Raw genomic sequence first — 23,913 nt, 5'->3', positions numbered from 1 at the left:
GGTTGCCTCCGGCAGGCCGTACGGGGAACGAACCGACGCCCTTCCACCCCCGGGGGCCTGCCCGCCGGCGAGGCGCTTTTGATCTTGAGAGCGCGTCAGCGCGTAGGGCGTGAGAGCGCGAAGCGCGTCGGCTTGAGAGCGCGAAGCGCGTCCAAGGAGAGAAGCGAAGCGAAGAAGAGTCAGCGCAAAGTGAGAGAGCGAACAGCGGCACGACGTACGGAAGTACTCAAGTTGTCGAGGTGAGTCCGCAAAGAAGCACGCCGAGAAGGCCGACTCAAGTCGGAAACAGGCCCACCACGAGCGGTCCAAGGAGCGAGCTGCACCAGAGGGTCCAACTTGTGCCGGGGCAAGTACTCGACCACGGCGTCATACGTCCGACAGATCTCGTCCAACTCCTCCACCGCGCCGGCCGACAACTCACCCCCACCCTCCCGCGCCCGGACATCCGCGTACCACTGCTGCACGCCATCCCGGAACGTGTGCAGAGCCTGCTGCAACAACGTGACGATCCCCAGCGCCTCCAGGTACCCCGGAGTCCGCTGCCGCCGCTGCACCGCATCCAGCACCCGCGAAGACTCCGGTCCCCGCGCGAAAGCCTCGCGGGTCATCAACTCCGTGTGCGTGTTCTCCTCCAACACGCCCAACGCGTCGTCGAACAGCTGGGCCACCGGCCCCGGCAGCTCGACCGAAGCCGCCTCCCGGGGCGTTCCCGCCGCGAGGTCGGTGAGCTGGTGCTGGATCTCGGCCAACCGCCGGTCCGACGACGTGCGCAGCCCGTCGATGTGGTCCGCCAACTGCTCGACGAACCCGTACAGGCTCGACTGCTGCCGGTTGATCTGGTCGATCCGCTGCTGCACCAACCCCGCCGGGTCGGCGCTCTGCTCGGCGGGCAGCAAGGTCATCGCGGCCCGCACCGCCACCTGGAGGTCGTCGGTGAAACGGCGTCCGGAGTAGACGACCGGCTCCCGACCCAGGACGCCGCGCAGCAACGGCGCCACGTCGCCGGCCACGACGCCGTTGACCACCAGGACCACCTCGGCGTCGGCGTGCGCCTGTCGCACGGCGGCGAACCGGCGGCGGACGGCCTCCACGTCCGGGTGCGTCAGCACGGAGTCGGTGAACAGCACGGCGCAACCGCCGGTCCGGTCGGCGAAGGTCAGCCAGAAGTCGACCCGGGAGTCCCGGCCCAACGACAGGTAGTGATCAGGCTGGTACGTCCAGCCGTTGTGCACCAGCACCCGACGAGCGCTCGACAGGACCTCGTCGGCCGACAACGGTCCCAGCTGCTCGCGCGCCGCGGCGCGGACCATCTCGTCGGTGACGAGGCCGCGTCCCTCGGTCATCTGGAACAGCGTGTGGCACATGCGGATCACGCGGCGCACGTTGCCGCCGGCCAAAGTGGTCACGTACTCGACCACGTCCGGCGTGAACGGCTCCAGCCGCGCCTGCCCGAACTCCGCCCGCTGCGCCAGTTCGATGAACTCCCGCGCCTGCGGGACGCTCAACCCGGTCATCGGCACGGTGTGCGTGATGCGCTGCCTGGCGCTGGCGTCCAACATGGTCAGGAAGTCCGGATGCCCGCACAGCACCAGGAAAGCGCCCGCGTTGGAGAACACCTCCAGCATCTTCTGGAAGGCGAGCATCACCCGGTCGTCGGCGTGCCGGGCCAGCGAGAAGATCTTGTCGAACTCGTCCACCACCAGCACGAACCGCCGCCGGCTGCCGCCGAAGAGCAGGGCGAAGACCCCCATCGCCTCCAGCACGTCCGGCGCCGCCGCGATCCGGGTCGTGATGTCGCGCTCGCGCAGGATGACGTCCGGCTCGCCGCCGGTCAGCCACTTCCACACCGCGTCCTCGAAACCGGGCCGCAGCAACAACGTCAGCGCCTTGCCGAAGCTCTCGTTCTCGGTGACGTCGCTCAGCTCGCGGTGCACGCGCCGCAGGAGTTGGCTCTCCATCAGCCGCAGCTCGTCCACGACCTTGCGCGGCTCGACCTCGCGGCGGCGCAGCAGGTCCACGGCGTGGCCGGCGAGCCCGGTGTCCTGCAACTGCTCGGCGACGATGTCGGCGTAGAACTCGCTCACCCGCGCCCGGACCCGCTCCAACCCCAGTTGCAGCAGGAACCGCTGGTACGTGCTCAGCACGTTCTCCGCGGTCGCCTCGATGTGCAGCGACCGGGTCCGGTCGGCCAGGCGCGCGGCGGCGGTGCGGACGAGTTGGCGGGCCAGGTGGGTCTTGCCGGTGCCCAGTTCGCCGAGCACCAGCAGGACCGCGCCGGGTCCGCGTCCGGCGGCGGAGTCGGGGGCGTCGAGGTACTCGGTGAGGTGGGCCGTCGCGCGGCGGATGGCGTCGGTCTCGACCGTGAACTCCGAGCCGCCCGCGTCGTCCTCGGAGCCGGCGACGCGGGCCACCGCCATCGCCGAGAACGGGTTGCGCAAGGGTGTTCCGTCGTCGCGTCCGCCGTTCATGGGGCCCCCGATCCGTCTCCCGAGCGGCGCTTGACGTCGTCGAGGATGTCCTCGATCGTCACGAACGCGCCGTCGTCGTAGTCCGCCTGGCTCATCCGGAATTCGTACGTGCTGTGCAACGTGCGCTGCAATTGCGCCACGGTCGCGAACTTGTGGCCAGCCGACACGACCGTCTGGTCACTCATCCGGGGAAAACGGCCCGGGATCCCCTGCGGGTTCAACCGGGCCTCGATGAACTTGCGCGCGTCGCCGTCGACCAGCGGACCGACCTCCAGCACGACCGGCTTGGTCAACGCCTCGGTCTCGCGCGTGATCCGGCGCACCTGCTCGCGGTCGAGGTGGGCGGACTCCACCAGGAACAGGACGCCGCCGCACACCAGGCTCGCGTAGCTCACGACCTCCTGCCACAGGTCCTCGGGCGAGGGTAATCGGAGGACCAGGACGTGCCGGTCGGGCATGAAGTAGCCGAGGTTGTCGTAGACCCGGTGCGGCTCGCGTCGGTTCTCCCGGAACTCGTCCAGCGCGTCCGGGCGGATGAGGCCTTCGCGCCGCATGACGTCGAAGAGCCGGTCGCAGACCTTGATGATCCGGTCGGTCACGCCCATCCGCTGGTCCACGGCGAACGTGGTGGTGGTGTCCACGACCTTCGCCGTCACCCCGCGCGGCTTGAGCTCCGCGACCACCCAGGCGGCGCACCGGTTGAGCAACGCGCTCTTGCCGCACCCGCGTTCACCGGTGGCCAGGACGATGCGCCCGTGGTCGAGCACGGACGTCAGGTCGCCCATCTGCCGCTGGAACTCCAGGTACTGGGCGCCGGTGCTGTCCACGTCCACGTACAGGTGGTCGTGGTCGTGGTCCACGGGGTTGAGGGGCTGCATGGCCGACGGGAACGGCGCGACGGAGAAGGGGTTGACCGGCTCCGCTGTCACGGCCGCCCCCCGCGGGGACGGGTTCCGCCGGGCGCGCACCGCAGAAGTGCGGTCAGTGTCGCCCGCGACCCGCGCATGCCGTCCCCCTAACGGTGCCGGCTCCGACTTTACCGTTGATAGAATCGCAAGTCAGTGGAAATTGGTTACCCCGCACTACCCCAACGGCCGTACTCCGCCACTTGACCGGCGGACAGCCGGAAGAGCGGTCGTCACGACGGGTGTGCGATTTCCGGGTGGCGTGGAATAGCGGTGCCGCCCCATTTGCCCGAGCGGGAGGCGACCCACGCCGGTCCGTGGTCGTGCACGGCGTTGGTCACGGCGTGCAGGAGGTTGACCACCACGACCGCCGGCGCGATGACCGCGGCGGCGGGCAGCACGGGTTCGAGCATCAACGCCAGGATCACCGCGGTGAGGCCGTTCTGCTGCCCGAGGGCCAGCCGCACCCGGTCGCCCCGCCAGCGCGGCCTGGCCGTGAGCGCCGACGCCGCGACGACCTGGGCGAGGAACGCGGCCACGCCGAGCACGACGCCGGTCCCGATGTCGATGCCGTTGACCAGCACCAATCCGATCGCGAAGGTGCCCAGGTACAGGGCGACGCCGGCCCCGCGATCGACGTCGGCCGAGCGTCCCGGCCGGTAGAACAACCCGATCAGGGCCAGCGCCAGCAACAACGAGAAGCTCGCCGCCACCACCCCGGCCGCCAGCACCGCCACCAGCACCGCGGCCCGGCCGGCGGGGGAACCGGTCCCGGCCGCGCGCCGGCCGCGCAGCCCCCGCCACACGGCGAACACCGCCCCGGCCAGGGCGAGGTTGAGCAGGAGGTTCACGCCGAGCGTGCCCACGCCGCCGACCGGCAGCGTGCCGCCGCCGACGGTCAACGCGGTCAGGTACACGGTGAGCAGCACGGTGATCGGGTCGTCGAACGAGGACCAGGCGGCCAGCAACGTCTTGCCCGCCTCGGACAGCCGTGACCCGGCGCGCAGCGCGGCCACCGACAACGGGTCGATCTGCGCGACCGCGACCGCGAGCAGCAGGTGTTCGGGCCGTTCGTAGAACGCGAACAGCACGCCGAAGATCAGCGCGACCTTGAGCAGCACGCCCAGCGTGACCGCGGCGAGCACCGTGCCCCAGTGCTCGCGGAACTCGGCGAGGTCGATGCCGCGCGTGCTGGCGTAGAGGCCGAACCCGAGCAGGGCGTTGATCGCGAACAGGTAGCCGGGGTGGCCGGTGACGCCGTCGGCGTCGAAGGCCCGGGCGACCAGCCACCCGGCCGCCACGGCGGCGAGCAGTCCGATCGACCTCGTCCACACCCTGGGTCCGCGATCGATGCCTGGCATGAGTTCCCCCAAAAATGCGGACTGGGCTCTCCGGGAAAACGAGTGTATTGGCGTCGTGATGTGCGGGACAAGTCGGGGATTGCGCAGTTCCCCGCAATAACGCGGACTTCGTCACTTTGTGGCGACCCGCGTTCGACCGATTGTTCGAGTGATTTGATTCCACGTCCCGCCTCACATCCGGAGGGCCCGCGCGGTCGTCGAGTTCTCGATCCGGGCGCGCTCGGGCGGTCGGCCCGAAGACCATGCGGGCCTGGCAGCCGACCTGGGCGTGACGGGTCAGGCGCGGAACGTGCGGCGGTAGGTGTCGGGGGGTACGCCGAGTGCGCGGTGGAAGTGGCGGCGCAGGGTGGTGGCCGTGCCCATGCCGGCGGCTGCGGCGATGGTGTCCACGTTGTCGTCGGTGGTTTCCAGGAGTTCCTGGGCGCGGCGGATTCGTTGGGCCATCAGCCATTTCAGCGGGGTCGTGCCGGTGACCGCCTGGAAGTGGCGGGCCAGGTGGCGGGAGCTGAGGTTCGCGCGGCGGGCCAGGTCCTCCACGGTGAGCGGCTGGTCCAGCCTGGCCATGATCCACGGCAGGAGGTCGGCCAGCGGGTGGTCGTCCCGGTCGGGCACCGGGGTGGTGACGAACTGGGCCTGGCCGCCGGCCCGGTGGGGCGGCACGACCAGGCGGCGGGCGACGACGTTCGCTACCGCCGAGCCGTGGTCGCGGCGGACCAGGTGCAGGCACAGGTCCATCGCCGCCGCCTTGCCCGCCGAGGTGAGCACGGTGCCGTTGTCCACGTACAGGACGTCCGGGTCCACGGTCACCTCCGGGTAGCGGGCGGCCAGCTGGTCGGTGTGGGCCCAGTGGGTGGTGGCGCGCAGCCCGTCGAGCAGGCCGGCGGCGGCGAGCGCGAACACGCCCGTGCACAGGGAGACCACCCGCGCGCCCGCGTCGTGGGCCGCCCGCACCGCCTCGACCAGGTCGGCCGGCGGGTCGGCGTCCACGTCGGCCAGGGCGGGGACGATCACGGTGTCGGCGCGGGCGAGCGCGTCGAGGCCGTGATCGGGTTCGACCAGGAACCGGCCGACCCGCACGGGACGCGTGCCGCACACGGTCACGTCGTACCAGGGGCCGGGCAGGGCGGCCGGGGCGGAGCCGAAGACCTCGTAGGCCAGGGCGAGTTCGAAGTGGAGCATCCCGTCCGTGGCGGCGACCGCGACCGTGCGCATGTCCGAAAGTGTACGGGTCGTGTCGTTCCGGACACTGGGCCGCGGCGGTGCGGCCGGACAGGATTGCCGCAGTGGATCACTTCCGGCTAGGAGCGGGTATGACGAACGTGGCTGTGTACGGCGCTTACGGGCACACCGGGCGGTTCGTGGTCGCGGAGTTGCGCGGACGCGGGTACACGCCGCTGCTGCTCGGCCGCGACCGGGACAAGCTGGTGGCGCACGCCGGGGGCTTGGAGGTGCGGCAGGCGTCGGTGGACGACCCGGCCGCGCTCGACCGCGCCCTGGCCGGCGCGACGGCCGTGATCAACTGCGCCGGACCCTTCGCGACCACGGCCGGGTCGCTGATCGAGGCCGCCGGGCGGGCCGGGATCCCCTACGTCGATGTCGCGGCCGAGATCGAGGCCAATGTGGACACGTTCGCGCGCCGTGTGGACGGTGTCGTGGTGCCGGCGATGGCGTTCTACGGCGGTCTCGGCGACCTGTTGGTGACGGCCGCGATGGGGGAGTGGACGTCGGCGGACGAGGTGCACGTCGCGTACGGGTTGAGCAGTTGGCACCCGACCGCCGGGACCCTGGCGGCGGGCGCGGTGTCGGGCGAGCGCCGGGGCGGTCGTCGGGTGCGCTTCACCGGCGGGCGGTTGGAGTACCACGACGACGCGCTGCCGACGGTGGAGTGGCCGTTCCCGGCTCCGCTCGGGCCGCGGGAGGTCATCGGGGAGTTCACGATGGCCGATGTGGTGACCGTGCCCAGCCACCTCGATGTGCCCGAGGTGCGCACGTACATGAGTGCCAACGCCGCCGCCGACCTGTCGGCCGCCGCACAAGCGCCGGTCGCCGTGGACGAGCTGGGACGGTCCGCGCAGACGTTCGTGGTCGACGTGCTGGTCCGTGCGAACGGCGAAGAGCGCCGCCTGACGGCGACCGGTCGGGACATCTACGCCATCAGCGCGCCGCTGGCGGTGGAGGCCGTCGACCGCGTCCTCACCGGCCGGGTCAAGGCGACCGGCGTCGTCTCGGCGGGTGCGGCGTTCGACGCCCCGGACTTCCTCAAGGCGCTGTCGCCGCACCTCGCCGTGCACGGTCACGCCCGGCCCGCGGCGTAGCGCAGACCGGGCGCGATGGGTCGGCCCGCTCTCGGAGGGGACCGTTGGCGGGCGAGGTCCGCCCCGGGCACGACCTCCCGCGTCGGCGGTACCGGCGCGGGGGTGTCCGGTTCGGGGCCCGGCGGCCGGGCGGGGCGGGCGGCCGGCGGTGGCGCCGGCGCCGGGTCGTCCCACACGGCCGCGATCAACGCGTCGAACTCGGCGCGAACCGCTGCCACGTCCGGGACCGGTTCGGCATCGAGGAGGGTCGCGCGGGGCATGAGGCTCACCGCCTCAGGTCTCGATCTCCTTGCGGTCGGCGCGGGTGCCGCCCACGGCGATGCGGCGCGGCTTGGCCTTCTCGGCGATCGGGATGCGCAGGGTCAGCACGCCCGCCTCGTAGTCGGCGGTGATGTGGTCGGTGTCCAGCGTGTCGCCCAGGAAGAGCTGCCGCGAGAACACGCCGAGCGGGCGCTCGGAGACCTGCATCTGCACGTCGTCGCCGGAGGGCAGCGGGCGGCGCTCGGCCTTGACGGTCAGCACGTTGCGCTCGACGTCCAGCTCGATGGCGTTCGGGTCGACGCCCGGCAGGTCGAAGGAGACCACGAACTCCTCGCCCGCGCGGTAGGCGTCCATCGGCATCGCGGCGGGCTTGGACCAGGTGCCGGTGGTCGCTCCGAAGAACTGCTGCGCCAAGCGGTCCAGGTCACGGAACGGGTCGGTGCGCATCAACATCGGTGGTGCCTCCTCCTTGTCGCCTGTGGCCTTTGTCAACACGCACCTCCGTTGTAGCATGTCATCGGAACGTTGACAAGAGGGAAGTCATCGGAAGGTTGACATGGACGATCCGGTGGACGGGATGCGGGCGGTGCACGCGGCGGTGGCCGACGTCCGCCGGGGCGAGCCCGCCGACGTGCTGGCCGCGCTGCACACCCTGCGGGCGCTGCGCGACACCCTCGCGGCCTGGGAACCCGAGCTGATCGCCGCCGCGCGCCTGGACGGCACCAGTTGGGCGGCGCTGGCCCCGGCCCTGGGCGTCACGAGCAGGCAGGCCGCCGAGCGGCGGTTCCTGCGCCTGCAACCCACGGCGACCGGCGAGACGACCGGCGAGGCCCGCATCGACGCCCAACGCGACCGCCGCGCGGGTGACCGGGCGGTCGCCGACTGGGCCCGGCGCAACGCCGCGACCCTGCGCAAGCTGGCCGGCCGGGTGAGCGGCCTGGCCGACCTCGACGCCACCCACGCCGACCACCTGGACGAGGCCCTGGGCCACCACGACCCGGTGACCCTCCTGCCCCCGCTGGCCGCCGCGCACGCCCACCTGGCGGGCCGCCACAGCGACCTGGCGGAGCAGATCACCGCCATCACCGACCACACCGACCACCTCCGCCGCCAGGCCGGTGCCCAACGCCGCCAACGCCGCACCTGACCGCGCCCGGCGAACCGCGCCGGGTGGACCCGCGTGGGCGAGCCTGCGGTGGGTTGGGCCGGCGGTGGAGTATCTGGACACATGTCAGGGTTTCGTAATGACCGGTTTCGTGGTCATCGATCCGGACACTCCGGCATGATCGGGACGTGATCTCCCGCTCGAAGCGCCGCATCGCCCTGTCCGCGTTCGTCCTGCTCGTCGTCGCGGGGTGCGGCTCGCCGACAACCACCACCGCCGCGTCCACCACCGCCGCGTCCACCACCACGACGGCCTCCGCCGGCAGCCCCGCGTCGGCCGCACCGACCACGCCGGCGGCGACCGTCCCGGACCGGCTCCGGTTCACCGCCAAGACCGTGGACGGCGCGGACTTCTCCGGGGAGACCCTCGCCGGCAAGCCCGCCGTCCTGTGGTTCTGGGCGCCGTGGTGCCCCAAGTGCCAGCGGGAGGCGCCCGGGATGGCTTCCGCGGCCAAGGACAACGCCTCCGTCACGTTCGTCGGCGTCGCCGCCCTGGACAAGGAACCCGCGATGCGCGACTTCGTCAAGCGGTTCGGGCTCGGCGGGTTCACGCACCTCGCCGACGTCGACAGCGCCGTGTGGAAGCGGTTCGGGGTCACCGCCCAGCCCGCCTACGCCTTCATCGGCCGCGACGGCGGGGTGGAGGTCGAGACCGGGCAGCTGAGCGAGAAGCAGCTCCGGGAGCGGGTCGCCGCGCTCGCGGGGGCGTGATGACCGAGGGGCTCCTGCTCGCCCTCGTGGCGGGCATGGTGGCGACGGTGAACCCGTGCGGGTTCGCCATGCTGCCCGCCTACCTGGCGCTGGTCGTGCGGGGTGAGGACGGCCGGCGGGGCGCGGTCGGGCGTGCGTTGGCCGCCGCCGCGGTCATGACGGCCGGGTTCGTGGTGGTGTTCGGCGTCTTCGGGCTGGCCATCGCCCCGGTCGCGGCGTCGGTGCAGCGGTACCTGCCGTTCATCACCGTGCTGATCGGCGCGGCCCTGGTCGTGTTCGGCGTGCTCCTGGTCATGGGCAAGACCATCAGCCTGATGGTGCCCAAACCGACCAAGGGCGCGCCGACCGCCCGCCTGGGCTCGATGTTCGGGTACGGCATCGCCTACGCCATCGCGTCGCTGTCGTGCACCATCGGCCCGTTCCTGGCCGTCGTCGGCACCACGCTCGGCGGCGCGAACCTGGTGGAGGGCGTGGCGGCGTTCCTGGCCTACGCGCTGGGCATGGGGCTGGTCGTCGGCGTGCTCGCGGTCGGCGCGACGCTGACCGACAACGTCCTCGCCACCCGCGCGCGGACGTTGCTGCCGCGCGTCTCGCGCATCGGCGGGGTGCTGCTCACCGTCGTCGGCCTGTACGTGGCGTACTACGGCGTCTACGAGCTGCGGCTGTTCTTCGGCGACGCCGACCCGGCGGACCCGGTGGTGGACTTCGCCGGCGTCGTGCAGGGCGCGCTGGTCGACGCGGTGACCGCGATCGGTCCGTGGCCGTTCGTCGCCGTGCTGGCGCTGCTCGTGGTGGCGGGTGTCGTGGCGGTCCGCCGCAAGGCCGCTCGCGAGTAGCGCCGGCTGCCGGCGATTTGTAAGTCCACAGTGGACTTATTGTGGACGGCAAGCGTTGTCGCACCTAGGATTCTGATCATGCGCCACCTCTGGGGGAGTGGCGTGGGGGTTGTGATCATGGGGGTGCGAACTTGTCGCGAGAACTGCTGCCGTCGTCCTTGAGATGCCTGTGCACGAGACCGTCCCACCACGCCGCCGTGCGTGGGCTGGGCGACCGCGCCGAGGTCGATTCGCTGGAACGCGAGCTGCTGCGCAACGCGTACGTGGAGTCCCGGCTGTTATCCGTGGACCGGCCGGGGCTCCACCACGCGGACGCGGCGTTCATCGGGGTGCGCCGGCGCGCCATCTACACCGCGAACGCGCTGGACGACGACACCGCCGCGCTGGTGGGGCAGGCCGTCGAGGAGGTGCGGGTGCTGCGCGGGCGCCCGGCCACCGGCCTGCTGGTCGTGGACGACGTGGCGGTGCTGCGGTCGGGCCCGGCCGGGGCGGTGGTGGTGCGGTCGCCGGAACTGGTGGCGCTGGTGGCCGCGTACTTCGACGCGCTGTGGACGGACGCCGTGCCGCTCGGGGACGCCGACCGCGTCGAGGCCGACGGCCTTTCCCCGGTGCAGCAACGGATCGTGCGGCTGGCCGCCAAGGGCTTCAAGGACGACACCATCGCCCGGATGCTCGGGCTGAGCACGCGGTCGGTGCGCCGGCACATGGAACGGCTCGCGGCCCGGGTGGGCGCGACCAACCGCCTCTCCCTGGGGGTCGCCGCCACGCGGCTGGGCTGGGTCTAGCACCTGCACCGGAGGTCACGGGGTGTTCCGCGCGGTCGCGCGGGGCACCCCGTTCTCGTTGTGCCCACGGGGTTTTCTCAGCTCCTGTCCGGTTCCGGTCGTGTCCGCTTCTCCCCTCCCCGGGGCCGGCGCGGCGAACCGATGATCGTTCGCGCGGCGGGCACCGCCGCACTCCTGCCGCCGGCCCGAGGGGCGGGCGCGGAGGAGGGGGATGGCGACTTGGGGAGCGAGATGAGCCGGATGACGGCACGACGACGCCTCGGCCTGCTGGCCGTGACGACGTTGACGGTGGGGGGCACTCTCGGCGGGCTGGTCCAGCCCGCTTCGGCGGCGCCGGCGAGCGACCCCGTCCTGTACTGGAACGACGTCCTGCTGGAGACCTACAAGACCGTCGGCGGGGCACCCGGTCCGCTGGCCAGGGGCGGCGCGATGGTGCACGCCGCGATCTACGACGCGGTCAACTCCATCACCACCACCGGCCAGCCCTACGTCTTCAAGACCGAAGCGCCGAACGCGTCCCTGCGCCACGCCGTCGCCCACGCCGCGCACGACGCGCTGGCGGCGGCGTTCCCCGGCCAGGACTTCTCCGACGAGCTCACCACCGCCCTGGCCGACGCCGGTTCCGACACCGGCGACGGCGCCGGCCTGGGCAAGGCCGCCGCGGCGGCGATCGTGGCCAACCGCACGGGCGACGGCTCCGGCGACACCACGCCGTACCCGGTGAACACCGCGCCCGGCCACTGGCGGCCGACCGGCTCCGGCGACGCGGCGACGCCGAACTGGGGCAAGGTCAAGCCGTTCACCATGACCTCCGGCGCGCAGTTCCGGCCGCAGCACCCGGCGGGCCACTCCTCCATGACCGCCCTGCTCTCCAGCGCCGAGTACGCCGCGCAGGTCAACGAGGTCAAGAGCCTGGGCAGTGCTGGCTCGACCACCCGCACCCCGGAGCAGACCCAGATCGCGCACTTCTGGGCCAACGACCTGGACGGCACCTACAAGCCGCCGGGCCAGCTGTTCGAGCACACCCGGATCGTGGCCGCCCAGCGCGGGCTCGGCACCGCCGAGAAGGCACGCCTGTTCGCGCTGGTCGCCCTGGCGATGGGTGACGCGGGCATCGTGGCCTGGGACCGCAAGTACCAGACCGACATCGACCTGTGGCGGCCCGAGTCGGCGGTCCAGCTCGCCGACACCGACGGCAACGCGGCCACCGAGGCCGACCCGAACTGGCGCCCGCTGTCGAAGTTCCGCGACGGCACGCCGTTCTCGCCGCCGTTCCCGGCCTACACCTCCGGACACGCCACCTTCGGCGGCGCGTGGGCCGGTGCGATGAAGTCCTTCTTCGGCACCGACAACGTCACGTTCACCGCCACCACCGACGACCCGTTCGCGCAGGGCGTCACGCGCACGTTCACCAGCTTCACCGCCGCCGCCGTGGAGAACGCGCGCAGCCGGGTGTACCTGGGCGTGCACTACCAGTTCGACGGCGACTACGGCGTCTCGTCGGGCAAGGCGATGGCCGAGAGCGCGGCCGTGAACTTCGTGCGGGCCTCGGGCGCGCCGACGCCGGGCAAGGTCGGGTGCTCCTTCGCCGACGTCTACAAGACCTACAGCAACGGGACGCTGAAGGACTACCACGTCTCGCCGAACCGGGACACGCTGGTGCAGGTGCACTTCGCCAGCAGCGACGGCGTCGCGCAGTACGTCACCGTCGACAGCGGGTTCCTGAAGGGCCAGAAGGGCTGGGTCGGCAGCTCCTGCGTCCGGTTCATCGCCTGACGCGCGGCGGCGGGCTTCCCGGCTCGGGAAGCCCGCCTTCGCGGTCTCAGCCGTTCGTCGCGATCGCGGCACGGCAGCCGGAGCAGTAGGTGCCGGTCCGGAAGTGCCGGCCGACCGCCCATGTGGTGGTCGCGCCCGGCACGCGGGCGATGCCGCGCAGCGCCGTGTGGGACAGGTCCGCGGCGACCGCCGCCGGCCGCCACCCGCCGTCGTAGCGGGCCAGCAACGGGGTCGCGTCCTGCCCGGCCCGGACCTCGCCCGCGAGCCACAGGCCGCCCCGACCGTCGTCGGTGGCGGCGTTGACACGCGTCGGCGCGGACGTGGCCGGCAGCGCGACGCGGTCCCACGCGGCACCGGTCCAGCGCAGCAGCAGCGGTTGGGTGTCCGCGCGGCCGACGGCCCACACGGTCCGGTCGGTGACCACGACGTCGGTCAGTTCCACCTGGTGCGCCCCGAAACCCGGCACCGCGACGGCGGTCCAGCCCGCGCCGTTCCACCGCCAGGACAGGCCCCGCGACTGCGCGCCGGCCAGGCCGCCTTCCGTGCCCACCGCCCAGACCTCCGCCGCCCCGGCGACCGCTTCCGCCCGCGCGTAGGCGCCGGGGGCGGGCAGCGGGAAGCGTTGCAGCGCCGTGCCGTTCCACCGGTGCGCGACCGGGCGTTCGACCAGGCCCGAGCCCTCGCGCCCGACGGCCCACGCGGTCGTGTCGGACACCGCCGCCACGTCGGTCAACCGGCCCTGCTCACCGGCCGGCGTCGCCCCGAGCGCCTTGGTCCACCCGCCGGCGCGGACCAGCAGCAACGGCTTGGACACGCCGTTGACGTGGTCCTGGCCCACCGCGAAGACCCGGTCGCCGCGCGCGTGCACGCCCCGCAGCGTCGAGGTCGAGGTGTCCGGCAACCCGCTCTCCGCGGCCCACCCCGTCCCGTTCCAGCGCACCAGGACCAGTCCGCCGCCGACCTCGCCGAACCCCACGGCGTACGCGGTGTCCGGCGCGACGGCCGACACGTCGTCGAGGACGTACTCGACCCCGGACTCCGGCGCCGCGACCCGGCGCCACCCGGCCCCGTCGTCGGCCGCGGCGGTGCCCGCCGCCAGCACGACCAACGCCCCCGTGGTCACCGCAGTGCGCCACTTCGTGTTCACCCGATTACCTCCCGTCACCCGGCTGGGACCGAGTGTGGCGGTGCGCGGGTGGTAGGGGAGAGGGGCGGGCGGCGGACGTAAGGGGCTCGTAATCACCTTCGGGCGATCATGGCGATGGCGGCGTCCACGGTGTCGCGGAGCTGTCGCGCGTCGGCTCCGGCGCGGGACCGGAGGTTGACGGCGTGGGCCAGGAGGGCGAGCACCGAGGCCGCGGAGTCCAGGTCGGCGGCCCTCGGGTCGTCGGTGTGCGAACCTCCGGCGGCGGGGCCCAGTTGGCCTTGGCGGTGGGCCGTTCGGAGCGCGTTCAGCAGGGCGTTGTACAGGCGCTCGTGTTGCCGGTCGAGCACGGCGCGCACCCGCGGGTCGTCGTTCTCGGCGCCCGCGTGGGCGTTGGAGATCATGCAGCCCCAGCCCGCGTGCTCGCCGGTGCAGCGGGCGTCGACGAGGCGGTGGAAGAAGTCGGTGATCGCGGGCAGGCCGCGGTCGTCCTGTTCCAGCGGGGCGAGGTTGGAGCGTTCGCGGACGTAGCGCTCCAGCGCGGCGCGGTACAGCTCCTGCTTGCCGCCGAAGGTCGCGTAGAGGCTGGACCGGTTGAGGCCGGTGGCGTCCACGACGTCCTGGATGCCGGTCGTGGCCACGCCGCGCCGCCAGAACAGCCGCACGACGGCGTCGAGCGCGGCCTCGGGGTCGAAGTGCTTGACGTCCGGCATCGCGATCACCCGCCATCTTGAACCGAGGGTTCCAAGATACCGGACGGCGGGGCTGCGGGATGCCGAAGCGGCGGTGTTTCGCCGCACCGGGAATGCGGTAGACGGTGGGTTCTGGCCCTCGACTGGAAGGACCTCGCCGGTGTCGTCGGGTGTGTTGGCCGGGCGTTACGAGTTGGGCGACCTCCTCGGCCGGGGCGGCATGGGGGAAGTCCGGCGGGCCTGGGACACGGTGCTGCGGCGACCCGTCGCGGTGAAGCTGGTGCGGGGGACCGGGGAGTCCGAGGCGTTGCGTCGGTTCGGGCACGAGGTCCGCGTGCTGGCCGGGTTGGAGCACCCGGGTCTGGTGCCGGTGTTCGACGCGGGCGTGGACGGGCCGGTGTCGTTCGTCGTCATGCGCCTGGTCGAGGGGCGGACGCTGCGCGACGAGCTCAAGTCCGGACCCCTGGGCGTCGAACGGGTGCGGGAACTCGGCATCGCCCTGGCCGAAGCGCTGGACCACGTCCACGCGCGCGGTGTCGTGCACCGCGACGTCAAGCCCGGCAACGTCCTGCTCGACCGGGACGGTCGCCCGCACCTGGCCGACTTCGGCCTCGCCCGCCGCGTGGACACCCCGCACCTGACCAGGTCCAACCGGGTCATGGGCACGGCCGCCTACCTCGCCCCCGAGCAGGTGCGCGGCGAGGAGGTCGGCGCGGCCACCGACGTCTACGCGCTGGGCCTGGTGCTGCTGGAGTGCCTGACCGCCCGCCGCGAGTACCCCGGCGGCACGGCCGAGGCCGCGCTCGCCCGCCTGCACCGCCCCGTGCGCCTGCCGCCCGACCTGCCCGACGACCTGACGCGCCTGCTCGCCCTGATGACCTCCCTGGTCCCACGCCGCCGCCCCACCGCGCTGGCGTGCGCGCAGGCCCTGCGCCAGACCCCGACCGCCGTGGGGACCCAGGCCGCCGTGGAGACCCAGGCCGCCGTGGAGACCCGGACCGACCAGCCGCGCCGGTGGCGTCCGGCGCTGATCGGGGCGGCCCTGCTCGCCCTCGCCGCCCTGGTCACGGCTCTCCACGCGCCGCTGCTCGCCGCCGACGACCCGTCCCCGCCGCCGTCCACCACCTCGACGCCCGCCCGCTGACGGTTCGCGCCGCCGCCACCGGGTACGCCTGTCGAGGGGAGTGGGGAGGCACCACGATGAGCGAACTCCGGGCGGACCTGGTCCGCGTCGAGACCGAGGTGACGGCGGGCGTCGCGCTGGCGGTGTTCACCGGTCCGGTCGACGCGGTGTCCCAGCGGCACGTCTCGGCCGAGGTGGGCGCGCTGCTCGACCGCCGGCCCGTCGCGCTGGTCCTCGACCTGCGCGGGGTCACCTTCCTGGCGTCCATCGGCATCGCGATCCTGGTCAACACCCAGCACGCCGCCCGCCGGGCCGGCGTCGCGTTCGCGGTGGTCGCCGACAACCGGGCCGTGCTCCGGCCGCTGATCGCCGCCCAGGTGGACCACGTCCTGCCGGTGCACGAGAACGTCGAGCGGGCCCTGGCCGCGGTGCGGCTCGCGACCACCTGAACCGGAAGTTCCCATCCCGCGGTTTGAGGACCGCCGGATGTGGGTACGCGGCGGACACGGGCGGGTGACAGGGGGTGGACGGCGGTGGACATGGACTTCGACGACACGACGGCGCGGTGGCTGCGGCGCTACGTCGACCAGGTCGCGGCGGCGTTGGGGTTGGGCGGCGAGTGCGCCTGCGTGGACGCCGGCCCGCCCGCGAACGCCTACGTGGCGCTGGAAGGGCGCCTCCCGTCGTTCCCGGAGTGGGACGTGGCGCTGCTGTGGGACGAGGAGCGGGGCTGGTCCGCCGCCCTGGAGACGAACTCCGACGAGGTCGTGCTGGCCTACCTGGGCGGCCCGGCCGTGCCGCCGCCGGCGGAGGTCGCGCGGTTCGCCGACGAACTGCTGCGCGGCCTGCACCCCGGTGACCCGCGCCCGGTCCGGCCGGTGCCGCCGCGGCGCGCGGAACTGGAGTCCCTGCTGCGGGCGGCGATCCACCGGTCGGCGCGCAACGCGGCCTGACCTCAGCCGTCCTCGCGGGTGGCCGGGTCGGGCTTGCGCAGCCGGTTGGCCAGGACCGCGGCCTGGGTGCGGCGTTCGAGGCCGAGCTTGGCGAGCAGGTGCGAGACGTAGTTCTTGACGGTCTTCTCGGCCAGGAACATGCGCTCGGCGATCTGGCGGTTGGTCAGGCCCTCGCCGATGTGGTCCAGGACCGTGCGCTCCTGCTCGGTGAGCACCCGCACGGGGTCGCCCTGCTCGCGTTCCCGGCGGATGCGGTTGAGCAGCGCGGAGGTCGAGCGGGCGTCGAGCAGCGACTGGCCGGCCGCGACCGTGCGGACCGCGTTGACCAGGTCGTTGCCCAGGATGCGCTTGAGCACGAACCCCGACGCGCCCGCCATGATCGCGTCGAACAGGGCCTCGTCGTCGGTGAACGACGTGAGCATCAGGCAGTTCAGGTCGGGCAGCTGGGAGCGCAGCTCGCGGCACAGCTCGATGCCGTTGCCGTCGGGCAGCCGCACGTCCAGCACCGCCACGTCCGCCCCGCTGCCCGGGACCCGCGCCAGGGCTTCGGCCACCGAACCGGCCTCGCCCACGACGTCGAGGTCGTCGGCGCTGTTGAGCAACTCGCGCACGCCGACGCGCACGACCTCGTGGTCGTCTACCAGGAACACCTTCGCCGTCATCGCGGCAACCACCTCCGACACGATGTTGAGCCTGTCTCGCGTCCACCGCCACCGAACAGGGTCGAAAGTCCCTGCCGGGGGTCCGCGAAGACCCGTCGGGACGGGGACCTGCTCCCGCTGCCGGCCCGCGTCCCGGGCGCGACGCTGGGAGGCGACGGAGACGAGCGAGAGGACCGTGATGACTTCCCCGATCGTAGTGGGTGTGGACGGGTCGGCGTCGGCGTTGTCGGCGGTGGCGTGGGCGGCTCGGGAGGCGGAGCGGCACCGGGTGCCGCTGCGGCTGGTGCACGCGTACCTGGTGCCCACCCGGGGCTACCCGGAGATCGTGCTGACCGGGCACGAGGTGCGGCACGCGATCGAGGAGCAGGGGCGGCGGTGGCTCGCCGAGGCCGAGGCCGCCGCGAAGGCCGCCGCGGACGTGCCGGTGGAGGTGTCGCTGGAGTTCGCGGGCGCGGCCGGGGCGATGGTGTGGGAGTCGGAGCGGGCGCGGCTGGTCGTGCTCGGCTCGCGCGGCCTGGGCGGGTTCTCCGGGCTCGTGGTGGGCTCGGTGGCCGTGGCGCTGGCCGCGCACGGCAAGTGCCCGGTGGTCGTGGTGCGCGGCGAGGACCGCGAGGACGGCCCGGTCGTGGTCGGCGTGGACGGCTCGCCCGCGAGCGAGGAGGCGGTGGACTTCGCGTTCGAGGCCGCGTCCTCGCGCAACGCGCCGCTCAAGGCGGTGCACGTGTGGAGCGACTTCCTGGTCGACGGCCCGTACGGCAGCCGGCTGACCGTGGACTGGGACCAGGTCGAGGCCGCTGAGGAGCGCGTGCTGGCCGAGCGGCTCGCCGGGCACGCGGAGAAGTACCCCGACGTGGTGGTGGAGCGGCTCGTGGTGCGGGACCGGCCCGTGCGTGCTTTGCTGGCCGCGGCGGAGGGCGCGCGGTTGTTGGTGGTGGGCAGCCGCGGGCACGGCGGTTTCACCGGGATGCTGCTCGGCTCGACCAGCCAGGCGCTGGTGCACCACGCGACCTGCCCCCTCGCCGTCGTCCGACCGATCGACGGGGAGTGAGATGTCGGCGAGCGACCGCTTGGACCTGGTGGACGCCTACTGGCGGGCGGCCAACTACCTGTCCGCGGGCCAGATCTACCTGATGGACAACCCGCTGCTGCGCGAGCCGTTGACGCCCGCGCACATCAAGCCCAGGCTGCTCGGGCACTGGGGCACCACGCCCGGCCTGAACTTCGTCTACGCCCACCTGAACCGGGCGATCCTGGAACGCGACCTGGACGTGCTGTTCGTGACCGGTCCCGGGCACGGCGGTCCGGCGCTGCTGGCCAACACGTGGCTGGAGGGCTCGTACGGGGACAACTACCCGGAGGTGCCGCGCGACGAGCACGGGATGCGCAGGCTGTTCCGGCAGTTCTCCTTCCCCGGCGGGGTGCCCAGCCACGTCGCGCCGGACGTGCCCGGGTCCATCCACGAGGGCGGTGAGCTGGGGTACTCGCTGGCGCACGCGTTCGGCGCGGCGTTCGACAACCCGGACCTGCTGGTGGCGTGCGTGGTCGGCGACGGCGAGGCGGAGACCGGGCCGCTGGCCGCGAGCTGGCACGGGGCGAAGTTCCTCGACCCGGCGCGCGACGGCGCGGTGCTGCCGATCCTGCACCTCAACGGCTACAAGATCGCCAACCCGACGCTGCTGGCGCGCATCCCGCACGACGAGCTGGACGCGTTGCTGCGCGGCTACGGCTACGCGCCGCACTACGTCGAGGGCGACGACCCGGCGCGGATGCACGCCCGCATGGCCGAGGTGCTCGACGGCGTCCTGGACGAGATCCGGCGGATCAAGACCTCCTCCGAGCGACCCCGCTGGCCGATGATCGTGCTGCGCAGCCCCAAGGGGTGGACCGGTCCGTCCGAAGTGGACGGCAAGCCGGTCGAGGGCACCTGGCGGTCGCACCAGGTGCCGTTGGCGGGCGTGCGGGACAACCCGGAGCACCTGCGGCTGCTGGAGGACTGGCTGCGTTCCTACCGGCCCGAGGAGCTGTTCGACGAGCAGGGCCGCCCGACCCCCGAACTCCTGCGCCTGGCTCCCGCCGGCGACAAGCGGATGGGTTCGACCCCGCACGCCAACGGCGGCCTGCTGCTGCGCGAACTGCGGTTGCCCGGCGTCGGCCCGTACAGCGTCGAGGTGGCCAAGCACGGCACCACGACCTCCGAACCCACGCGGGCGCTGGGCCGGATGCTGCGCGACGTGTTCAAGCTCAACGCCGACCAGCGCAACTTCCGCCTGTTCGGCCCGGACGAGACGGCGTCCAACCGGCTGGACGCGGTGTTCGAGGCGACCGGCAAGCAGTGGCAGGCCGACACCCTGCCCACCGACGAGGACCTGACCCGCGACGGGCGGGTGGTGGAGGTGCTGTCCGAGCACCTGTGCCAGGGGTTCCTGGAGGGCTACCTGCTGACCGGGCGGCACGGCCTGTTCAACTGCTACGAGGCGTTCACCCACATCGTGGACTCGATGTTCAACCAGCACGCCAAGTGGCTGGGCACGCACCGCAGGCTGCCGTGGCGGCGGCCGGTGGCGTCGCTGAACTACCTGCTGTCCTCGCACGTGTGGCGGCAGGACCACAACGGCTTCTCCCACCAGGACCCCGGGTTCATCGACCACGTGATGAACAAGAAGGCCGAGGTCGTGCGGGTCTACCTGCCGCCGGACACCAACACGCTGCTGTCGGTGGCCGACCACTGCCTGCGCAGCCGCGACCACGTCAACGTCGTGGTGTCGGGCAAGAACCTCACCCCCGACTGGCTGGGCCCGGAGGAGGCGGCGCTGCACTGCGCGCGCGGCGCGGGCATCTGGGAGTGGGCGGGCACCGACGAGGGCGCGCCGGACGTGGTGCTGGCCTGCGCGGGCGACGCGCCGACGATGGAGGTCATGGCGGCCACCGCGCTGCTCCGCGAGAACCTGCCCGACCTGCGGGTCCGCGTGGTCAACGTGGTGGACCTGATGCGCCTGCAACCGGAGACCGAGCACCCGCACGGCATGCCCGACCGCGAGTTCGACGCGCTGTTCACCGCCGACAAGCCGGTCATCTTCGCCTACCACGGCTACCCGTGGCTGATCCACCGCCTGACCTACCGGCGCACCAACCACCACAACTTCCACGTGCGCGGCTACAAGGAGGTCGGCACCACCACCACGCCGTTCGACATGGTCGTGCTCAACGACATGGACCGCTACCGCCTGGTCATCGACGTCGTCGACCGGGTCCCCGGCCTGGGGGCGCGGGCCGGCCTGCTGCGCCAGCGCATGCAGGACCAGCGCGCCCGCCACCACACGTGGATCCGCGAGCACGGCGAGGACCTGCCCGAGGTGCGCGACTGGACGTGGCCCTACTGATGAACGTGCTCGTGGTCAACGCGGGCTCGTCGAGCCTGAAGCTGAGCGTGCTGGGAGAGGGCGACGAAGTCCTCTCCCAGCACCACGTCGAGCGGTGGGCGGGCGGCGAGGTCGAGCTGCCCGAGGACGTGCCCGAGGTCCACGCCGTCGGCCACCGGGTGGTGCACGGCGGCGCGGACCTGACCGAGCCGGTCCTGTTGACCGACAAGACGCGGGCGGAGATCGAGCGGCTGACCGACCTCGCGCCCCTGCACCAGCCGCGCGCGTTGGCGGGGATCGACGCGGTGACGGCGCTGCTGCCGGACGTGCCGCAGGTCGCGTGCTTCGACACCGCCTTCCACGCCACGTTGCCGCCGGTCGCCTCGACCTACCCGCTGCCCGAGCGGTGGCGGCGGCGCTGGGGCCTGCGGCGCTACGGCTTCCACGGCCTGTCCCACGCCTACGCGGCGCGGCGGGCGGTCGAACTGGCGGGCGGCGGCTCCCGCGTGGTGACCTGCCACCTGGGCGCCGGCTGCTCGCTGGCCGCGGTGCGCGACGGCCGTTCGGTGGACACCACGATGGGGTTCACGCCGTTGGGCGGCTTGGTGATGGCGACCCGCAGCGGTGACCTCGACCCGGGGCTGCTGCTGTGGCTGCGCGACCGGCTGGACCCCGAGGACCTGGACGACGGCTTGGAGCACGGCTCCGGTCTGGCCGGCCTGGGCGGCCGGGCGGACCTGCGCGACCTGCGGGAGGCGGCGTCCGGGGGCGACCCCGACGCGGCGCTGGCGATCGACGTGTTCGTGCACCGGCTGCGGCAGGGCGTGGCGTCCATGGCGGCGTCGCTGGGCGGGCTGGACCTGCTGGTGTTCACCGGCGGGATCGGCGAGCACGACGCCGCGGTGCGGGCGGACACCGTGCGCGGCTTGGGTTTCCTGGGCGTCGAGCTGGACGACTCCCGCAACGACGACCCGGACGGCGGCGACACCCGCATCAGCGCGCCCGCGTCGGCCGCCGGGGTCCTCGTGGTCGAGGCCCGGGAGGACGTCGAGATCGCGCACGGGGTGCGGCGCGTGCTCGGCTGACCCGTCACCGGCCGGTGGCCACCGGGTCGAGCAACAGCTCGGTGACCGCGCGGCGCGGGGTCGCGGGCACCGGGGAGCCGAACCCGATGCGCAGCACGGCCTGCGGCACCAGACCGCCCATGTCCCGCCGCAGCTCGTCGCGCACGGACTTCACCTCGACCGGCTGCGACATGAACGACACCGCCAGGCCGAGGCTGGTCGCGGTGAGCAGGAGGCGTTGCAGGGCCTGACCGGCCTGGAGCTCGGCCAGCGGGCCGTCGTAGTACGAGCACAGCACGGTGACCAGCGGGTCGGACTCGAAGTCCTTGCCCGGCGGGCGTTCGGCGGCCTGGAAGTCGCGCCGCGCCCACTCGTCCTGCGGCGCGGGTCGAACGCCCGCGGACCCGGCCGGGACGCCGTCGGTGGCGCGCGGCCCGGTCCAGGCGGACAGCTCGGTCCGCACGCCGGCGTCCTCGCTCTGGACGTGGTGCGCCTTCGCGACGAGCTTCTGCAACCGGGCCCGCTCCTCCCCGGTGGCCACGACGTGCAGCCACGTGCGTTCGCGCTCGGTGGCGCGCACCAGCGCCTGGCGGTGCTCGACGGGCACCGGGACGTCGCGGAACGGCTTGCGGTTGGACCGCCGCGCCGGGATCGCCTTGTGCAGCAGCCGGGTCTCCTCGTCCGACGGGAACGTGCCACCGCGCCGGACGACCGCCAGCGCGCCGGGCGCGTCGGCGCCGGGCAGCAACGTCACCAGCGGCCGGATGCCCAGGGCCTGCAACGCCAACCGCAGGTTGAACAGCGCCGCGCCGCAGGACAGCCGCAGCTCGCGGTCGTCCGGGTCGGTCGCGGGCAGCCGGCGGGCGGGGTCGGCGTGCACCTCGATGCGGTCGGCTCGCAGCCGGAACCGCCACGGCTGCGTGTTGTGCACCGACGGCGCGCGCGCCGCGGCCGTCAGCACCTCGATGGTCTCGGCCTCGCTCAACCCGAGCGCCCGAACCGTGCTGTCCATGTCGTCACCTTCGTCCTCGTCCGACCCTTCTCCTCCACCGTCCGCCCGGCCGGTGCGCCCCCGACACGGTCGGAAGTCCCGACCGGACCGGGCCCTCGGGTCACGCGGGCAGCACCACCACCGGGCACCGGGCGTGCCGCAGGCAGTCCGCGGCGACACCGCCCGGGAACACCTCGGCGAGCCGGCCGTGGCCGTGGCCGCCGATGACGAGCATGTCGGCCTGCCGGGACGCGGCGGTCAGCGCCGTGGCGGCGTCGCCGACGATGGTGACCTCGGCGACCTCCGGCGCGTCGGGCACGGCGGCGCGTTCCTCGACGACGATGTCGTGCAGCTCCCGCGCCGGGTGCCGGTGGTCGGGCCGGTCGGCGTGCGGGTGCACGCCCATCGCCGCCGCCGGCACGTACTCGGGCTCGCGCAGCCACGCCATCGTCGCCTCGACCGGCTCGCCGGTCCGCTTGGCCTGTTCCAGCGCCCAGCGCAGCGCCTTGCGGCTCGCGGGCGACCCGTCCACACCGACCAGGATCATGACCGGTCTCCTTCCACTCGCCCCCAGCGTCGGACGCGCGGGCGGCGCGGGGCAGGGACCTACGTCACCGGTGCGCAGAGCCCATCCGCACTGCCTTCGACCGAGGAGTGCGCGGACGCTCGGTGCCATGAACGCCGCAGAGGTGATGACCCGCCCGGTCGTGACGGTCGAACCGACCACGACCATCCGCGCCGCGAGCGCGCTGCTGGTCGACCACGGCTTCTCCGCGCTCCCGGTGGTGGAGCCCGGTGGGCGGCTGGTCGGCATCGTGTCCGGCATCGACCTGCTGGTGCACAGCATCGGCCAGGGCGGTGGCGCGCTGACCGTCGGCCAGGTGATGAACGCGGCCGTCATCAGCGCGCCGCTGACCGCGACCCCGACCGAACTGGCCGGGGCGTTCCTGGGCAACAAGCTGCGCTGCCTGCCGGTCGTGGACGCCCGCGGCCACGTGGTCGGCGTGGTGTCGCGCAGCGACCTGCTGCGCGTGCTGACACCGGAGGACGACGTCCTGGCCGCCCGCGTGGACCGGTTGCTGCGCGCCTACAGCCGCGACCGGCGGTGGACGGTCGAGGTGACCGGGGGCCGGGTGGCCGTCACCGGCCCGTTCGACGACGTCGCCGAGCGGCGCGTGGTCGCGGCACTGGTGCGGACCGTGCCGGGGGTGGTCGGCGTCGCGCTGGGCGGCGTCCCGGCCGACGCCACGCCCTGATCGACCTCCAGCCGGCCGCCCCGCCGGCGCCGGCGGCCCCGGGCGCGAGGAAGACCCGGCGCCCGCCGAGCGCCCCATCGACCGACA

The 23,913-nt window shown here is 73.2% G+C and carries 24 protein-coding genes; 13 read left to right on the top strand and 11 right to left on the bottom strand.

Going from position 1 to position 23,913, the window contains the following annotated elements; all coding sequences use genetic code 11:
- Window positions 1-179: 179 nt before the first annotated feature.
- The 4 genes from AB0A74_RS37470 to AB0A74_RS37455 all read right to left on the bottom strand — a co-directional run bounded on the left by AB0A74_RS37470 (window position 180) and on the right by AB0A74_RS37455 (window position 5,946).
- Window positions 180-2,468, bottom strand: coding sequence for an AAA family ATPase (locus AB0A74_RS37470; protein WP_358257184.1), 2,289 nt, complete (start codon window positions 2,466-2,468; stop codon window positions 180-182).
- On the bottom strand, window positions 2,465-3,397 hold the full coding sequence (locus AB0A74_RS37465) for a hypothetical protein (RefSeq protein ID WP_358257183.1): 933 nt from the start codon (window positions 3,395-3,397) through the stop codon (window positions 2,465-2,467). The genes AB0A74_RS37470 and AB0A74_RS37465 overlap by 4 nt, the downstream gene beginning before the upstream one ends.
- Before the next feature lie 209 nt (window positions 3,398-3,606).
- A complete protein-coding gene (locus AB0A74_RS37460; protein WP_358257181.1) occupies window positions 3,607-4,707 on the bottom strand; it encodes a hypothetical protein in 1,101 nt (366 codons plus the stop codon).
- 303 nt (window positions 4,708-5,010) lie between these two features.
- On the bottom strand, window positions 5,011-5,946 hold the full coding sequence (locus tag AB0A74_RS37455) for a helix-turn-helix domain-containing protein (protein WP_358257179.1): 936 nt from the start codon (window positions 5,944-5,946) through the stop codon (window positions 5,011-5,013).
- A 98-nt stretch (window positions 5,947-6,044) separates the two neighbouring features.
- Here AB0A74_RS37455 and AB0A74_RS37450 point away from each other — a divergent pair, with 98 nt between their 5' ends.
- On the top strand, window positions 6,045-7,049 hold the full coding sequence (locus tag AB0A74_RS37450) for an NAD(P)H-binding protein (RefSeq protein ID WP_358257177.1): 1,005 nt from the start codon (window positions 6,045-6,047) through the stop codon (window positions 7,047-7,049).
- Here the strand turns inward: AB0A74_RS37450 and AB0A74_RS37445 are convergent.
- Complete coding sequence (locus tag AB0A74_RS37445; RefSeq protein ID WP_358257176.1) at window positions 7,028-7,309, bottom strand: hypothetical protein; 282 nt, start codon at window positions 7,307-7,309, stop codon at window positions 7,028-7,030. The genes AB0A74_RS37450 and AB0A74_RS37445 overlap by 22 nt on opposite strands.
- A 13-nt stretch (window positions 7,310-7,322) precedes the next feature.
- Window positions 7,323-7,763 carry an Hsp20/alpha crystallin family protein gene (locus AB0A74_RS37440; RefSeq protein ID WP_358257174.1) on the bottom strand — a complete coding sequence of 147 codons (441 nt, stop codon included), beginning with the start codon at window positions 7,761-7,763 and terminating at the stop codon, window positions 7,323-7,325.
- A gap of 103 nt (window positions 7,764-7,866) precedes the next feature.
- Here AB0A74_RS37440 and AB0A74_RS37435 point away from each other — a divergent pair, with 103 nt between their 5' ends.
- The 5 genes from AB0A74_RS37435 to AB0A74_RS37415 all read left to right on the top strand — a co-directional run bounded on the left by AB0A74_RS37435 (window position 7,867) and on the right by AB0A74_RS37415 (window position 12,582).
- A complete protein-coding gene (locus tag AB0A74_RS37435; protein ID WP_358257173.1) occupies window positions 7,867-8,457 on the top strand; it encodes an HSP18 transcriptional regulator in 591 nt (196 codons plus the stop codon).
- A 146-nt stretch (window positions 8,458-8,603) separates the two neighbouring features.
- Window positions 8,604-9,185 (top strand): redoxin domain-containing protein, encoded by a 582-nt coding sequence (locus tag AB0A74_RS37430; protein WP_358257171.1) that lies wholly within the window; start codon window positions 8,604-8,606, stop codon window positions 9,183-9,185.
- On the top strand, window positions 9,185-10,021 hold the full coding sequence (locus AB0A74_RS37425; RefSeq protein ID WP_358257169.1) for a cytochrome c biogenesis protein CcdA: 837 nt from the start codon (window positions 9,185-9,187) through the stop codon (window positions 10,019-10,021). The genes AB0A74_RS37430 and AB0A74_RS37425 overlap by 1 nt, the downstream gene beginning before the upstream one ends.
- A gap of 197 nt (window positions 10,022-10,218) precedes the next feature.
- A complete protein-coding gene (locus AB0A74_RS37420; protein ID WP_358257167.1) occupies window positions 10,219-10,806 on the top strand; it encodes a LuxR C-terminal-related transcriptional regulator in 588 nt (195 codons plus the stop codon).
- Window positions 10,807-11,046: 240 nt separating this feature from the next.
- Window positions 11,047-12,582, top strand: a complete 1,536-nt coding sequence (locus tag AB0A74_RS37415; RefSeq protein WP_358257165.1) for a vanadium-dependent haloperoxidase — start codon at window positions 11,047-11,049, stop codon at window positions 12,580-12,582.
- Between the two features lie 46 nt (window positions 12,583-12,628).
- Here AB0A74_RS37415 and AB0A74_RS37410 read toward each other — a convergent pair whose 3' ends face one another.
- Both AB0A74_RS37410 and AB0A74_RS37405 read right to left on the bottom strand, forming a co-directional pair.
- The gene (locus AB0A74_RS37410) at window positions 12,629-13,729 is read right to left on the bottom strand and encodes a hypothetical protein (protein WP_358257163.1); all 1,101 of its coding nucleotides are present in this window, start codon (window positions 13,727-13,729) and stop codon (window positions 12,629-12,631) included.
- 92 nt (window positions 13,730-13,821) lie between these two features.
- Window positions 13,822-14,439 carry a TetR/AcrR family transcriptional regulator gene (locus AB0A74_RS37405; RefSeq protein ID WP_358257161.1) on the bottom strand — a complete coding sequence of 206 codons (618 nt, stop codon included), beginning with the start codon at window positions 14,437-14,439 and terminating at the stop codon, window positions 13,822-13,824.
- Between the two features lie 139 nt (window positions 14,440-14,578).
- Between AB0A74_RS37405 and AB0A74_RS37400 the strand changes: the two genes are divergently transcribed.
- From AB0A74_RS37400 to AB0A74_RS37390, 3 genes are all read left to right on the top strand, one after another.
- Complete coding sequence (locus tag AB0A74_RS37400; RefSeq protein ID WP_358257159.1) at window positions 14,579-15,562, top strand: serine/threonine-protein kinase; 984 nt, start codon at window positions 14,579-14,581, stop codon at window positions 15,560-15,562.
- 56 nt (window positions 15,563-15,618) lie between these two features.
- Window positions 15,619-15,990 carry an STAS domain-containing protein gene (locus AB0A74_RS37395; RefSeq protein WP_358257158.1) on the top strand — a complete coding sequence of 124 codons (372 nt, stop codon included), beginning with the start codon at window positions 15,619-15,621 and terminating at the stop codon, window positions 15,988-15,990.
- 90 nt (window positions 15,991-16,080) lie between these two features.
- On the top strand, window positions 16,081-16,494 hold the full coding sequence (locus tag AB0A74_RS37390) for a DUF6292 family protein (RefSeq protein ID WP_358257188.1): 414 nt from the start codon (window positions 16,081-16,083) through the stop codon (window positions 16,492-16,494).
- Between the two features lie 2 nt (window positions 16,495-16,496).
- Here the strand turns inward: AB0A74_RS37390 and AB0A74_RS37385 are convergent, their stop codons facing one another.
- The gene (locus AB0A74_RS37385) at window positions 16,497-17,156 is read right to left on the bottom strand and encodes a response regulator transcription factor (RefSeq protein WP_358257186.1); all 660 of its coding nucleotides are present in this window, start codon (window positions 17,154-17,156) and stop codon (window positions 16,497-16,499) included.
- A gap of 178 nt (window positions 17,157-17,334) precedes the next feature.
- Between AB0A74_RS37385 and AB0A74_RS37380 the strand changes: the two genes are divergently transcribed.
- Genes AB0A74_RS37380 through AB0A74_RS37370 form a run of 3 tightly spaced genes read left to right on the top strand, consistent with a single transcriptional unit; the run spans window position 17,335 to window position 21,600 of the window.
- The gene (locus tag AB0A74_RS37380; RefSeq protein WP_358257156.1) at window positions 17,335-18,204 is read left to right on the top strand and encodes a universal stress protein; all 870 of its coding nucleotides are present in this window, start codon (window positions 17,335-17,337) and stop codon (window positions 18,202-18,204) included.
- A 1-nt stretch (window position 18,205) separates the two neighbouring features.
- Window positions 18,206-20,536 carry a phosphoketolase family protein gene (locus AB0A74_RS37375; RefSeq protein WP_358257154.1) on the top strand — a complete coding sequence of 777 codons (2,331 nt, stop codon included), beginning with the start codon at window positions 18,206-18,208 and terminating at the stop codon, window positions 20,534-20,536.
- Window positions 20,524-21,600, top strand: a complete 1,077-nt coding sequence (locus tag AB0A74_RS37370) for an acetate/propionate family kinase (RefSeq protein ID WP_358257152.1) — start codon at window positions 20,524-20,526, stop codon at window positions 21,598-21,600. Before AB0A74_RS37375 ends, AB0A74_RS37370 begins: the two co-directional genes overlap by 13 nt.
- Before the next feature lie 4 nt (window positions 21,601-21,604).
- On the opposite strand, the gene AB0A74_RS37365 is transcribed toward AB0A74_RS37370, so the two are convergent.
- Entirely contained in the window at window positions 21,605-22,591 is a 987-nt protein-coding gene (locus AB0A74_RS37365) for a nitroreductase family protein (protein WP_358257150.1), read from the bottom strand.
- 100 nt (window positions 22,592-22,691) lie between these two features.
- Complete coding sequence (locus tag AB0A74_RS37360; RefSeq protein WP_358257149.1) at window positions 22,692-23,117, bottom strand: universal stress protein; 426 nt, start codon at window positions 23,115-23,117, stop codon at window positions 22,692-22,694.
- A gap of 127 nt (window positions 23,118-23,244) precedes the next feature.
- Between AB0A74_RS37360 and AB0A74_RS37355 the strand changes: the two genes are divergently transcribed.
- A complete protein-coding gene (locus AB0A74_RS37355) occupies window positions 23,245-23,826 on the top strand; it encodes a CBS domain-containing protein (RefSeq protein ID WP_358257147.1) in 582 nt (193 codons plus the stop codon).
- The last annotated feature ends 87 nt before the right edge of the window (window positions 23,827-23,913 follow it).

The organism is Saccharothrix sp. NPDC042600 (assembly GCF_040647305.1).
GTDB lineage: Bacteria > Actinomycetota > Actinomycetes > Mycobacteriales > Pseudonocardiaceae > Actinosynnema > Actinosynnema mutabilis.
The sequence above is the reverse complement of the archived record's forward strand: the minus strand, read 5'-3'. Positions and strand labels throughout refer to the sequence as shown.

Bases quoted from the DNA above. Each gene is read 5' to 3' on its own strand.
- AB0A74_RS37470 (WP_358257184.1), bottom strand. From the start codon at position 2,468: ATGAACGGCGGACGCGACGACGGAACACCCTTGCGCAACCCGTTCTCG.
- AB0A74_RS37455 (WP_358257179.1), bottom strand. From the start codon at position 5,946: ATGCGCACGGTCGCGGTCGCCGCCACGGACGGGATGCTCCACTTCGAA.
- AB0A74_RS37450 (WP_358257177.1), top strand. From the start codon at position 6,045: ATGACGAACGTGGCTGTGTACGGCGCTTACGGGCACACCGGGCGGTTC.
- AB0A74_RS37445 (WP_358257176.1), bottom strand. From the start codon at position 7,309: ATGCCCCGCGCGACCCTCCTCGATGCCGAACCGGTCCCGGACGTGGCA.
- AB0A74_RS37440 (WP_358257174.1), bottom strand. From the start codon at position 7,763: ATGTTGATGCGCACCGACCCGTTCCGTGACCTGGACCGCTTGGCGCAG.
- AB0A74_RS37435 (WP_358257173.1), top strand. From the start codon at position 7,867: ATGGACGATCCGGTGGACGGGATGCGGGCGGTGCACGCGGCGGTGGCC.
- AB0A74_RS37425 (WP_358257169.1), top strand. From the start codon at position 9,185: ATGACCGAGGGGCTCCTGCTCGCCCTCGTGGCGGGCATGGTGGCGACG.
- AB0A74_RS37415 (WP_358257165.1), top strand. From the start codon at position 11,047: ATGACGGCACGACGACGCCTCGGCCTGCTGGCCGTGACGACGTTGACG.
- AB0A74_RS37405 (WP_358257161.1), bottom strand. From the start codon at position 14,439: ATGCCGGACGTCAAGCACTTCGACCCCGAGGCCGCGCTCGACGCCGTC.
- AB0A74_RS37395 (WP_358257158.1), top strand. From the start codon at position 15,619: ATGAGCGAACTCCGGGCGGACCTGGTCCGCGTCGAGACCGAGGTGACG.
- AB0A74_RS37390 (WP_358257188.1), top strand. From the start codon at position 16,081: ATGGACTTCGACGACACGACGGCGCGGTGGCTGCGGCGCTACGTCGAC.
- AB0A74_RS37385 (WP_358257186.1), bottom strand. From the start codon at position 17,156: ATGACGGCGAAGGTGTTCCTGGTAGACGACCACGAGGTCGTGCGCGTC.
- AB0A74_RS37380 (WP_358257156.1), top strand. From the start codon at position 17,335: ATGACTTCCCCGATCGTAGTGGGTGTGGACGGGTCGGCGTCGGCGTTG.
- AB0A74_RS37375 (WP_358257154.1), top strand. From the start codon at position 18,206: ATGTCGGCGAGCGACCGCTTGGACCTGGTGGACGCCTACTGGCGGGCG.
- AB0A74_RS37365 (WP_358257150.1), bottom strand. From the start codon at position 22,591: ATGGACAGCACGGTTCGGGCGCTCGGGTTGAGCGAGGCCGAGACCATC.
- AB0A74_RS37360 (WP_358257149.1), bottom strand. From the start codon at position 23,117: ATGATCCTGGTCGGTGTGGACGGGTCGCCCGCGAGCCGCAAGGCGCTG.
- AB0A74_RS37355 (WP_358257147.1), top strand. From the start codon at position 23,245: ATGAACGCCGCAGAGGTGATGACCCGCCCGGTCGTGACGGTCGAACCG.